Source organism: Pedobacter vanadiisoli (assembly GCF_042684385.1).
GTDB lineage: Bacteria > Bacteroidota > Bacteroidia > Sphingobacteriales > Sphingobacteriaceae > Pedobacter > Pedobacter vanadiisoli.
In genome coordinates this window covers 132,081-144,483 of sequence record NZ_JBHULL010000002.1, presented here as the reverse complement: position 1 = coordinate 144,483, position 12,403 = coordinate 132,081, and the positions used below count along the sequence as shown (strand labels likewise).

Genomic DNA, 12,403 nt, shown 5'->3' with positions numbered 1-12,403 from the left:
AGGGCAAATGAATATTATTAATCTTTTGATGTGGGTAAGCTGAAATAAAAAGTAGATCCCTCGCCGAATTTGCTTTCTGCCCATATTTTTCCTTGATGTCTTTCAATGATCTCGGCACAAATGTACAGACCAACTCCAAATCCTGCAATTGTTTTAGTATCAGGGCTTTCTACGCGGTAAAAACGTTCAAAAAGCTTGGGTATGTCATTCTCCTTGATGCCAATACCTTCATCTTCTACGCTTACAACTACGTAACCTTCCTTTATTTCACACTTTATTGCAATTAAGGAGTGTTTTTTTGAGTATTTTGCCGCATTTCCGATCAGGTTATTGATTACGTTTCCGATTTTATCAATATCGGCATTTACAATCATTTCTTTTGAACTGATTACCTGGATAAAATGGCTGGTCAAAACAATCCTGTTTTCTTCGGCTACAGTATTAATTAAATCAACAAGGTTAAAATTTGTTTTGTTCAACGAAATTTTACCGGATTCAAATAACGATACATTTAAAAAGCCATCGATCATTAACGACATTCTTTTTAATTGAACATTGATCTTATCAAGTATCTGAATCGTAAAATCGTTATCAGTTTCTTTAAATTTACGTTGTAAGAGTTGCACATAAGCACTTAATGATGTTAATGGGGTTTTAAGCTCATGACTCACCATGCCGATAAAATCGTTTTTTCTGATCTCGTCCTGTTTATGTTCTGTAATGTCCAGAACAGCTCCGGCAATGTAAATGGCTTTTCCTTGTTCGTTATAATATGCTTTGCCGGCTGTTCTTAACCATTTGCTTTTAGCGCCTATGCCATTCAGATTAATTTGGTATTCGATATTGAAAGCATTCCGGTGGTGTAATGCGCGTCTGATACCACTGGTAAGGTGTTTGATATCTTCCTCACTTACCAGCGATTTGGCTTCTTCTATGCCCAATCTGTTACTTTCCAATTCGTAAATCTGTTGTGATCTTTCCGATAAAAGTACCTGTTTGCTTTCCAGGTCAATATTCCATGAGCCCATCTCTGATGCATCCATGGCTATTTTTAGAATATCTTTAGCTTTAAGAAGCTCTTTTTTAAAATTTACCTGTTCTGTAATGTCTTTAATAATCACTAAAATCCTGGTAACTTCATTTTTATCGTTTTTTAACGGCTCATAAAAAGCTATAAAATAACCATCCGCAACCGGTGTTGTGATTTTTAATTCATTAACTGTCAATGGTTGTCCATTCTTGAAAATATCTTTTACACGGTCTACAAGCGCCTGTTGTTTTTTGAGTTCTGGTCGTGCCTCTTCTTGTGGGATCCCGATTACTTCTTTTCTGGTTTTTGCCCAAAGTTTCAAGATGTTGTCGTTTGCATATTCTGTAATAAGCTCCGGACCTTTTAATACACACATACCCAAAGGGGCCTGCTCAAAAAAACCTCTAAACCGTGTTTCACTTTCTGAAAGTTCAAATAAAATATGCTCAAGGTCATTTTCATCCAAAGGGATTTCTTTGAGCGAACAGATAATGTATCCAACCGGTTTATCACTTTGCAGTACGGGTGAAAATTCCAATTCCCACTTTACATTTGGCGAGTTAGAATAGACTGGGTGAATTGCCAGCACGCCTTTTGTTTTAAGTTCACTTACTTGCTGAACTGTTTTAACCAGAAGTGCCTTTTCGGCATCAGTTAAAAGATTTGGGATAATGTTAATATCATAGAATTTTAATCCTCCTCCAACACGCTCTATTAAAGCTTGATATGCATCATTATATTCTACAACCACCAATACCGGTTTTAATTTAAAAATAATTACGGGGCTTTTAGAATGTTTTAACAGTGCTTTTAAGAATGGAGAGGCTAAATCTATCATAAATGTAAGTTGACACTTTCTCAAATATAATCGTTAAGTAGTTAATCACCAACCAAATTGTGCTGATATTATAATATTTATCATACAAAATGGTATAAATTATAAGGGTGCCGTATTTTTAAGCTTTGTTTTTTAATCTCGTTTGGTATTTAAAAGCCCTTCTTGTTAAAATATTCAGTTAAATGGAAGCCATAAAAACTTTCAGCTAATGTTCCGTTTATCTTTTACGGAAAGCTTAATAAGGTAACAAGATAGGGTTACATTTAAAAATTATTGCCTGCAGTCTCGAGAATATCAAGGACTTCAAAATCGAAAGTATTTTAATATCCGAATGTTATGTCACCATTAAAAAACTGTAAATTTTAAAGTGAGAAATGGGTAAATTAAGTTTGAAGTAAGTTTTTGTTTAATTATTTTGACTTATTTATAATACTTTATTGAGTTTTTGTATACTTAAAATTCTGTATTTTTTAGTATAAAAAAAGTTTTTGTGAATTTTTTTTGAAAATTATTTGATTGATAATCAGTTGTTTGTGATCAATTTGTGAGTTAGATGTTTGATTTGTACGATTTAACATTTCTCACTTATATTTTTTTAAAAATTTATATATATTTGTTCTTACCCTTTCGAGGGTATGTTTTTCATAGGTAGATGTAGGGTCAGAACAATGTTCTGGCCCTTTTTTATTTTTAATCACTTACAGAAAGCCTACTTTTGTTTTATGATAAAAAAGAAAGTGATAATTGCGGTTACAGGTGCCAGTGGGGCCATATATGCCAAGGTTTTATTCGATCGGTTATTGGCATTGAAAGATCAGATTGAAGCCGTTGGTGTGGTAATGAGCGATAATGCAAAAGAGGTTTGGCAGTTCGAGCTGGGCAATCAGAATTATAATAATTTCAACGATTTTACATTTTATAATAAAAACGATTTTAATGCACCATTTGCCTCAGGTTCGGCAAAATACGATACCATGATTATTGTTCCATGCTCTATGGGTACACTGGGACGTATTGCACATGGAATATCAAACGATCTGATTTCCAGGGCAGCAGATGTCGTATTAAAAGAGCGGAGAAAACTGATTGCTGTAGTACGTGATACGCCTTTTAGTCTGATTCATATCAACAACATGAAAACCGTTACCGAAGCAGGAGGCGTTATCTGTCCGGCCAACCCATCATTTTATAGTTTACCTAAAAGCATTGAAGAAGTGGCCGGAACAGTAATCAGCAGGGTGTTGGACTTAGCAGGCTTTGAGCAGGAAAGTTATAGATGGCAGGAAGAATAGTTTGCAATTTTCAGTCCGCAGTTTTCAGCTGATCGTTTATAAATAGACTGAAAATCGTAAAACTATAATTTGTATTGTTAATTAACTGTAATTTACCTTTAATCTCTTATCACATATCTCAATACTCAAATCTATTTTTCTATCTTTGCAGGCTCAATGAAAAAGGTCGCATTTTATACATTAGGTTGTAAACTGAATTTCTCTGAAACATCAACCATCGGTCGTTTATTTACCGATGCAGGTTATGCCGTGGTAGAATTTCAGGATCAAGCCGATGTATATGTTATCAATACCTGCTCAGTTACCGATCATGCGGATAAAAAATGCCGCAAAGTTGTTAAGGAAGCTTTAAAATATTCTCCAAATGCATTTGTAACCATTGTAGGTTGCTACGCGCAATTAAAACCACAGGAAATTGCCGAAATTGAAGGTGTTGATATGGTTTTAGGCGCGGCAGAAAAATTCAGGATTGTAGAATATATTACCGATTTAACAAAACAGCCAAAAACTGTTGTTCACCAGCAGAATATTGAAAAAGTAAACCATAATTTTATTGCCTCTTATTCCATTGGCGATAGAACAAGAACTTTTTTAAAAGTGCAGGATGGTTGCGATTATCCATGCACCTATTGTACCATTCCTTTGGCCCGTGGCGCAAGCCGTAGCGATACCATCGAGAATGTGGTTAACCGTGCAAAAATGATTGCTGAAAGCGGTGTGAAAGAAATTGTGTTAACTGGGGTAAACTTAGGCGATTTCGGTATCCGTAACGGGCAAAGAGAAGATAAATTTTTCGATCTGGTTAAAGCGCTGGATGAAGTTGAAGGCATCGAAAGAATCCGTATATCATCAATTGAGCCTAATCTTTTGAGTAACGAAATAATCGAATTTGTGGCTACATCAAAAAGGTTTGTACCACATTTTCATATTCCTTTGCAATCTGGCTCTGATAAAATATTGGGTTTGATGCGCCGTCGTTACCGCAGTGATCTTTATGTAGAGCGCGTAGCCAAAATAAAAGAGGTAATGCCGCACTGTTGTATCGGCGTTGACGTAATTGTTGGTTTTCCGGGCGAAACTAAAGAAGATTTCCTGGATACTTACCAGTTCTTAAACCAGCTTGATATTTCTTACCTGCACGTATTTACCTACTCAGAACGCGAATTAACAGTTGCTGCCGAAATGAAAGGTGTTGTGGCTGGAAGTGAGCGTAATGAACGGAGTAAAATGCTTCACATTTTATCTGATAAGAAACGCAGGGCTTTTTACGAATCGCAGATTGGAAGCGAAGGTGAAGTGCTTTTCGAAGCAGATCAAAAATCAGGTTATATGCACGGTTTTACCAAAAACTACGTAAAAGTACGTGCAAAGTATGATCCGTTAATGGTTAACGAACTAAAAGCGGTTAAATTGATTGAAATTACAGCTGATGGTGAAGTAGAAGTTGCTGAACTGGAAACAACCTACGCACATCATTAGTTTAGCCCACAGTCATTAGTCTTCAGTCAGAAGTCCTGATCCCATATATCGTGCTGTCATTCTGAACTTAGCGAAGAATCTTTTATATTATGAAAGGTTAAGCAGCTGAGTACCGCTGTAATAAGTTAATTAAACTTGATAGGAGTGCGTCACGAATCTCAGTTTTTTCAATCAGGAGAGTAAAACGTAGCGCAGGAGCGAAATAACCGATGAACTATCGGACTGCATTTTTCCAACTTTCAATATCTGCTTTGGTCTTTCACCTTTAGTCTTTCTTTACTATCTTCGCTTCAAATTATTTGTATGTTTCCTACCGTTTCACATTTTTTAGAATACCTTTTCGGCATTAATTTACCGCTTCCGTTTAATACTTTTGGTGTTTTTGTAGCGCTGGCTTTCGTGGCCGGTTACTGGGCTTTTACTAAAGAACTTAAGCGTAAAGAAGCACTGGGTATACTCCATCCAATAAAAAAAACGGTAGTAATTGGTAAACCTGCTACTGCATCAGAACTGATTATGAATGGCCTTTTTGGCTTTGTAATCGGTTATAAATTGGTTTATGCCCTGTTAAATTACAGGCTTTTTGTAAACGATGCACAAGGCATACTGATGTCTGCTAAAGGAAATATAATTGGTGGTCTGCTTTTCGCAGGTTTATTCGCTTATTGGGATTATACCGAAAAAAATAAACATAAACTCGATAAACCAAAAGAAACACTGGTTACCGTTCATCCATATCAAATGATGAGCAACCTGGTTGTTTGGGCTGCAATTTGGGGGTTCTTAGGCGCTAAATTTTTTGATAATTTAGAATATTGGGATGATTTTGTTCAACACCCTATAGAAAGGTTATTATCTTTTAGTGGCTTAACTTTTTATGGTGGCCTAATCTGTGGTGGGGCAGCGGTATTAATCATTGCCAAAAGAAATGGCATTAAACCCCTGCATATGCTTGATGTGGGTGGCCCGGGAATGATGCTGGCTTATGCCGTTGGCCGTATTGGCTGTCACCTGGCTGGCGATGGCGACTGGGGGATCCCGAATTTAAACCCCAAACCCTTTTCGTGGCTGCCTGATTGGTTATGGTCATACAAATATCCAAATAATGTGGTAGGAGAAGGAATTCCCATCCCGGGCTGTAACGGTAAATTCTGTAATGAACTGGCTCAGGGTGTTTATCCAACGCCAATTTACGAAGTTGTGATCTGTCTGATCCTTTTTGCCTTCCTGTGGAAAATCAGGGATAAAATAAAAGCACCTGGCTTAATGTTCGGTATTTACATGATTTTAAATGGAATAGAACGTTTCTGTATCGAGTTAATTCGTGTAAATTCAAAATACCATGTTTTTGGCCTTTCATTTACCCAGGCCGAAATGATTTCTACATTTCTGGTGATTGGTGGCATTGCCTTAAGTGCTTATGCCTTAAGGAATAAGAATCAACTCGCTTAATTACATTTTATAAATCCATTTAAAATCCAACAAGCTCCTGCTTTGGTTGTTAAATAACTATGAATTACGAATTACTATGCAATAAAGTGATCTCAGTTGTAAAGCTTACCGGAAATTTTATCCGTAAAGAAGCCTTGCAGTTTGATGCACAAAAAATCGAATACAAAGGATTGAACGATATGGTTTCTTATGTTGATAAAACAGCAGAACAAAAACTTGTTCAAAACCTTGAAAAGTTGATTCCTGATGCCGGTTTCATTACTGAAGAGAAAACCATCAACAGGGAAGGTAAAACCTATACCTGGATCATCGATCCCCTGGATGGAACAACCAACTTTATCCATGGCATACCCGCTTATGGCATCAGTGTAGCCCTATATGAAGAAGGTTTACCTGTTATAGGTGTCGTTTATGAGCTAAATAGAGGAGAAATGTTTTATTCTTACAAAGGCGGTCTGGCTTTTATGAATAAGAAAGAAATTAAGGTTTCTGTTAATCCCGATTTGAAATCGAGCTTATTGGCTACGGGATTCCCATATTACCAGTTTGATAAACAGCCTCAGTATCTGAAATTATTGGCCGAAATGATGCAAAAAAGTCATGGTGTACGAAGAATTGGTGCTGCTGCTGTAGACCTGGTTTATACCGCCTGCGGACGTTTTGATGCTTTTTTCGAATTTAACCTTCAACAGTGGGATTTTGCAGCCGGATGTTTTATTGTGCAGCAGGCAGGAGGAGAGGTGTACGATTTTGCTGGAGGTAATGATTATTTTGAGAAAAGGGAAATATTGGCCACCAATGCGAAACTTACTGCCGAGATGTTGGAAGCGATTAAAAAGTATTTTTATTAGAAGTATCGTAACCCTGAATTTATTTCAGCATCCTTTCTGCAATTAAGACCCTGACCACAAAGTAGCTACAGGGCAAATGAAAATATAATTTCTGCTTGTAAAATAAATTCAGGGTGAAGACTCTTTGCAATAAAAAAAGTCCCGATTTACACCGGGACCTTTCACTATATATGTACTATGAAAAATGCAATTTAAAGCGCTTCAGAAACCACTTCTGTAACTTCTGGTACCATTCGTTGTAATAAGTTCTGGATACCTGATTTAAGCGTAATCGTAGATGAAGGGCAGCCACTGCAAGATCCCCTTAATTCTACCGTTACCACACCTTCATCAAAAGATTTATAGGTAATGGCACCGCCATCCTGTTCTACAGCCGGACGAACGTAATCGTGCAGAATCTGCTGGATTTTAATTTCGGTTTCCGAACCTTCGAAAGTAGGGGCTTCTTCAGCTGTTGCTTCCTTAATTTTTAATTCAGATTCTACCGCTCCCTTAACAAATTCCTTTAAAATGGCTTCAATATCAGCCCATTCAGCATCATCCGTTTTAGTGATGGTAACAAAGTTACTGGCGAAAAACACGCCGGAAACAAAGTTGAACTTAAATAACTCTTTAGCAAATGGAGAATGTTCTGCACTTTCTTTAGTAGCAAAATCTTCGCTGCCATTAATTAACAGCTTGTTAACCATGAATTTCATGGTAGCTGGGTTTGGAGTCTGTTCTGTATATACGTTAATCGTCATGTCTTAATCAATTTGAATAAACAAAATTAACAATAACTCATTAATAAAACCTTTAACTGCTGTCTGCTTAACGTCAATTTAATTTGCTTAAAAAACGCCGGTATAATTGAAAGGGGTAATTGTTCTTAATTGTGCTTTTATTTCTTCTGCAACAGCCAGTCCTTCAATAAATTCTGCAATACTTGCTGCATTTATTTTTGAATTTGTACGGGTCAGCTCTTTTAAAGCTTCATAAGGATTTGGATAGTTTTCCCTTCTTAATACCGTTTGAATCGCCTCGGCAACTACAGCCCAGTTTTCATCTAAATCGGCATGTAAAGCGGCTTCATTCAATAAAATTTTATTTAATCCACGTAAGGTTGAGTTAATGGCAATTAGTGTGTGGCCGAAAGGAACACCAATGTTTCTTAAAACGGTAGAATCGGTTAAATCCCTTTGTAAACGCGAAATAGGTAATTTAGCAGCGAAAAATTCGAATAAGGCATTTGCAATGCCCGCATTTCCTTCAGCATTTTCGAAATCAATCGGGTTAACTTTATGTGGCATCGCTGAAGAACCGATTTCTCCGGCCTTGATTTTCTGTTTAAAATAGTTTTTAGAAATATAGGTCCAGATATCCCTGTCTAAATCGATAATAATGTTGTTGATGCGTTTTAGGGCATCGCATTGTGCGGCAAACTGATCGTAGTGCTCAATCTGAGTGGTGTGTTGTGCGCGGCTTAAACCCAAAGTCTGGTTTACAAACCGGTTAGAGAAATCAACCCAGTTTACCTGGGGATAAGCAATATGGTGTGCATTGAAGTTTCCGGTTGCGCCGCCAAATTTTGCGCTGTTGGGGATCGCTTTTAAACTTTCTATCTGAATGCTTAAACGCTCGGCAAAAACCAAAAATTCTTTTCCCAGTTTAGTAGGAGAGGCCGGCTGACCATGGGTATGGGCCAGCATCGGAACATCCTTCCATTCGGTTGCCAGTGCATTTATTTTTTCGGTCAAAGCATCCATTGCCGGATAATAACTTTCATTTAAAGCCAGCTTAATCGAATAAGGAATAGCTGTATTGTTAATGTCCTGAGAAGTTAAACCAAAATGGATAAACTCTTTATAGTTTTGGAGTGAAAGGGCATCGAATTTACTTTTGATGAAATATTCAACCGCTTTAACATCATGATTGGTTACTTTTTCCGTTTCTTTAATTTCCAGTGCATCAGCTTCTGAAAAATTTTCATGGATTTTACGTAATTCCGCGTACAGGTTTTTGTCAAAACTTTCCAAGCCAGGCAAGTTGATCTCACAAAGTGCAATAAAATATTCGACTTCTACAAAAACACGGTATTTAATTAATGCTTCTTCGGAAAAGTAAGCAGCTAAACTTTCGGTTGTTTTTCTGTAACGGCCATCAACAGGTGAAATAGCTTGTAGTGATGTTAAATTCATTATGCGGATTATATTTTGCCGCAAATTTACTATAATTGATGGATTTTAAGGTCTAGATGCCTAAAATAAAAAAAGCCTTAGTTAAACTAAGGCTTTTTAAAATGGCTTTGATAAAACTATTTTTTAACTTTAGTAGTATCAGTTTTAACTGTAGTATCTTTAACTGTAGTGTCTTTAACTGTAGTATCTTTCACTGTAGTATCAACTACTGTCGAGTCAACTTTAGATGAATCAGCTCCACCTTCTTTTTTCTCTGATTTACAAGCAACAACTGATAAAGATAAAGCTAGAGCCAAGAAGCCCATTTTGAATGCATTTTTCATTTTTTTTTAATTTGTTTGGTTTTAAAAATTAATTACTTGCTAATTTATACAAAAAACTTAAAAAAGTAACCCAATATTTAAAATAAAAAAGGTCTAAATATAAAAATACCGACCTTTTTTATGATTTTCTGTTAAAATAATTAGTGTTTAACTTCAGTTTTTTCTGTAGTAGCCTTAACTGTAGTGTCTTTTACAGTAGAATCTTTAACTGTAGTGTCAACTGAAGTTGTATCGGTCACAATTGTAGAAGAATCTGTAATTGTTGTATCAGTTCCATCAGCTTTTTTACCCGATCCGCCACAAGCAGCAATTGTTAAAGATAAAGCGAAGGCTAAAAAGCCTAATTTGAATGCATTTTTCATGTTAATATTGTTTTAAGGTTACCGTTTTATTATTAATACCCTATGTGGTAAAAGGTAACCCGTTTTCGGCTGACAATAAAAAAGCCTCCTGATTTTTACATCGGGAGGCTTTTCTTATAATAAAGTTAGACTAGTGTTTAACTTCAGTTTTTTCTGTAGTAGTTTTTACAGTAGTATCTTTTACTGTAGAATCTTTAACGATTGTGTCTTTTTTAGTAGTATCAGTAACTACAGTTGAAGAATCAGTAGCTGTAGTATCAGCACCTTCTGCTTTTTTCTCTGAGTTACAAGCAACAACTGATAAAGATAAAGCTAAAGCTAAGAAGCCTAATTTGAATGCATTTTTCATTTTAAATATTTTTAAGTAATTAATTAATTTACCTCTTAATACTGGTTATTTAAAAAGGTAACCCAAAAAAATAAAAAAAAGTGAAAATATATAAAAAAGGCTTCTGACGTATAATCAGAAGCCTTTTTTATATGGGTAAAGTTAGACTAGTGTTTAACTTCAGTTTTTTCTGTAGTAGTTTTTACAGTAGTATCTTTTACTGTAGAATCTTTAACTGTAGTATCTTTTGCAGTAGTATCAGTAACTACAGTAGAAGAATCAGTTAAAGTAGTATCGGCACCACCTTCTGCTTTTTTCTCTGAGTTACAAGCAACAACTGATAAAGATAAAGCTAAAGCTAAGAAGCCTAATTTGAATGCATTTTTCATTTTGAATTTTTTTAGTAATTAATTTCTTGTTAATGCCGCAAAGGTAGAAAGGTAACCCGATAATCAGAAAAAAAGTTAAAATATTTTTTATCCTGCTTATGGGTTACCGATGGCGATAAGTTTGTATTAAGCAATTATAGCAGCTATAAATATTTTTTTGTCTAATATTGGGTTACTATTTACCGAAAAATGTATTAACTAGTGAATAACAGTTTAAAGAGTTCAGTTCCAACAGATAGGGAGGTTATTTTAGGTGTTCTAAATAACTCCAAAGATGCACTTAACAAGTTATACAAGGCTTATTATGCAATGGTTTTGCAGTTTATCCTGAACAATAATGGTGATGAGGATGATGCAAAAGATGTTTACCAGGAGGCTATTATTGTTCTATATAACAAAATTAAGGAAGGTAATTTTGAGCTGAGCAGCAAGCTTAAAACCTACATTTATTCGGTTTGCCGGAGAATATGGTTGAAAAAACTCAACCTGAACAGCAAAAAGACAGGTAATATTACCGATTACGAAGATGTACTGATTGTAGAAGAGGATGTTGTGGAACATGAGGAAAAAGATGCTGCTTTTGTGAAAATGCAATCGGCACTCGATCACCTCGGCGAACCCTGTAAAACCATTATTCAGGATTTTTATATCCATGATTTATCCATGCAGGATATCTGCGAAAAGTTTGGCTATACCAATACCGATAATGCCAAAACGCAGAAATATAAATGCCTGCAAAGGTTAAAGAAAATATTTTTTCAACCATAATAATTGAAATGAGAAACGATTTGGAGTTAGATGCAATTATTGAAGATTATCTTTTAGGTAAACTTAATGCACAGGAAACAGAAGCTTTTGAGCAGTTACGCCGTAGTGATGCTACGGTAGATCATAAGGTAGTTTCGCATAAATTCTTTTTAGAATCTATGGGTGCATTTGCTGCGCATTTACATTTGAAAGAACAATTAAACCAGATCCATGCCGAAATTGATGTAGAAAGCCTGGCTGATGCGCTTAGGCCACATCCATCGCGGGTGGTACAATTATGGCGCAAACACCGGTCTGCAATTGCTATTGCTGCATCATTTATTTTACTTTCTCTTGTTTCTATATATTCTATTCAGCATAACACCAAGCAGGATATCCGGTATAACCAAATGAGTAGGGAGTTATCAAGAGTTAAAACTTCTACAAAAGATTTAATCAGGACTATTCAATCTACAACATCGGGTGATGCACAGAACAAAAACGCAAATCCGGGAAATTTTGGCGGTACTGGTTTTGCCATTTCTGCAAATGGTTACATTTTAACCAATTTTCACGTAATTAAGGGGGCAGATTCTTTATTCGTTCAAAACAGTAAAGGCGAGTCGTTTAAAGTTAAGGCAACTTACACTGACCCACAAAATGATATTGCGATTTTAAAAATAAGTGATAAAAGCTTTAGCAGCCTTTCTGCTATTCCGTATACCATTAAGAGGAATACCAGCAGTATAGGTGAGGTTGTATATACATTGGGATATCCTAAAGATGATGCAGTATTGGGAGAAGGTTATGTGAGTTCTAAAAACGGCTTTATAGGCGATACCACCCAGTACCAGGTATCTATTCCGGTAAATCCTGGAAATAGCGGCGGACCACTGCTTGATAATAATGGAAATTTAGTTGGTATTATTAGCGGTAAACCCGATCAGACAGAAGGCGCAGCTTTTGCGATTAAATCAAAATACATATTAGAGGCAATGAGGGCCATCCCGCAGGATTCTTTGGGTAAAAATAAGCTTTCAGCCAATAAGAAAAGTGCTTTATCAGGTCTGAAACGTACCAAGCAGATAGAAAAACTACAGGATTATGTGTTCATGATCAAAGCTTACAACTAAAA

The 12,403-nt window shown here is 36.0% G+C and carries 13 protein-coding genes; 6 read left to right on the top strand and 7 right to left on the bottom strand.

Translation table 11 applies throughout. From position 1 onward, the window contains the following. Positions 1-17: 17 nt before the first annotated feature. Positions 18-1,868 carry a PAS domain-containing sensor histidine kinase gene (locus ACFSR6_RS00965; RefSeq protein ID WP_379073840.1) on the bottom strand — a complete coding sequence of 617 codons (1,851 nt, stop codon included), beginning with the start codon at positions 1,866-1,868 and terminating at the stop codon, positions 18-20. A 722-nt stretch (positions 1,869-2,590) separates the two neighbouring features. Between ACFSR6_RS00965 and ACFSR6_RS00960 the strand changes: the two genes are divergently transcribed. From ACFSR6_RS00960 to ACFSR6_RS00945, 4 genes are all read left to right on the top strand, one after another. Beyond that, positions 2,591-3,160, top strand: coding sequence for a UbiX family flavin prenyltransferase (locus tag ACFSR6_RS00960; RefSeq protein ID WP_379073838.1), 570 nt, complete (start codon positions 2,591-2,593; stop codon positions 3,158-3,160). A 156-nt stretch (positions 3,161-3,316) separates the two neighbouring features. Next, the gene (mtaB, locus tag ACFSR6_RS00955) at positions 3,317-4,639 is read left to right on the top strand and encodes a tRNA (N(6)-L-threonylcarbamoyladenosine(37)-C(2))-methylthiotransferase MtaB (protein ID WP_379073837.1); all 1,323 of its coding nucleotides are present in this window, start codon (positions 3,317-3,319) and stop codon (positions 4,637-4,639) included. A 303-nt stretch (positions 4,640-4,942) separates the two neighbouring features. Next, a complete protein-coding gene (locus ACFSR6_RS00950; RefSeq protein WP_379073835.1) occupies positions 4,943-6,091 on the top strand; it encodes a prolipoprotein diacylglyceryl transferase in 1,149 nt (382 codons plus the stop codon). A 59-nt stretch (positions 6,092-6,150) separates the two neighbouring features. Then, positions 6,151-6,942, top strand: coding sequence for an inositol monophosphatase family protein (locus tag ACFSR6_RS00945; protein ID WP_379073833.1), 792 nt, complete (start codon positions 6,151-6,153; stop codon positions 6,940-6,942). Between the two features lie 191 nt (positions 6,943-7,133). On the opposite strand, the gene ACFSR6_RS00940 is transcribed toward ACFSR6_RS00945, so the two are convergent. The 6 genes from ACFSR6_RS00940 to ACFSR6_RS00915 all read right to left on the bottom strand — a co-directional run bounded on the left by ACFSR6_RS00940 (position 7,134) and on the right by ACFSR6_RS00915 (position 10,521). Beyond that, positions 7,134-7,685 (bottom strand): NifU family protein, encoded by a 552-nt coding sequence (locus tag ACFSR6_RS00940; protein ID WP_183764580.1) that lies wholly within the window; start codon positions 7,683-7,685, stop codon positions 7,134-7,136. A gap of 87 nt (positions 7,686-7,772) precedes the next feature. Beyond that, complete coding sequence (gene purB / locus ACFSR6_RS00935; RefSeq protein ID WP_379073831.1) at positions 7,773-9,119, bottom strand: adenylosuccinate lyase; 1,347 nt, start codon at positions 9,117-9,119, stop codon at positions 7,773-7,775. A 116-nt stretch (positions 9,120-9,235) separates the two neighbouring features. Then, complete coding sequence (locus ACFSR6_RS00930) at positions 9,236-9,442, bottom strand: hypothetical protein (RefSeq protein WP_379073829.1); 207 nt, start codon at positions 9,440-9,442, stop codon at positions 9,236-9,238. A 140-nt stretch (positions 9,443-9,582) separates the two neighbouring features. Further along, positions 9,583-9,804 (bottom strand): hypothetical protein, encoded by a 222-nt coding sequence (locus ACFSR6_RS00925; RefSeq protein ID WP_379073827.1) that lies wholly within the window; start codon positions 9,802-9,804, stop codon positions 9,583-9,585. 130 nt (positions 9,805-9,934) lie between these two features. Then, positions 9,935-10,153 carry a hypothetical protein gene (locus ACFSR6_RS00920; RefSeq protein ID WP_183764592.1) on the bottom strand — a complete coding sequence of 73 codons (219 nt, stop codon included), beginning with the start codon at positions 10,151-10,153 and terminating at the stop codon, positions 9,935-9,937. 146 nt (positions 10,154-10,299) lie between these two features. Continuing rightward, positions 10,300-10,521 carry a hypothetical protein gene (locus ACFSR6_RS00915; RefSeq protein ID WP_379073825.1) on the bottom strand — a complete coding sequence of 74 codons (222 nt, stop codon included), beginning with the start codon at positions 10,519-10,521 and terminating at the stop codon, positions 10,300-10,302. Between the two features lie 201 nt (positions 10,522-10,722). Between ACFSR6_RS00915 and ACFSR6_RS00910 the strand changes: the two genes are divergently transcribed. Both ACFSR6_RS00910 and ACFSR6_RS00905 read left to right on the top strand, forming a co-directional pair. After that, the gene (locus tag ACFSR6_RS00910; protein WP_379073823.1) at positions 10,723-11,289 is read left to right on the top strand and encodes an RNA polymerase sigma factor; all 567 of its coding nucleotides are present in this window, start codon (positions 10,723-10,725) and stop codon (positions 11,287-11,289) included. Between the two features lie 8 nt (positions 11,290-11,297). Next, entirely contained in the window at positions 11,298-12,401 is a 1,104-nt protein-coding gene (locus tag ACFSR6_RS00905; RefSeq protein ID WP_379073821.1) for a trypsin-like peptidase domain-containing protein, read from the top strand. Positions 12,402-12,403 lie beyond the last annotated feature (2 nt).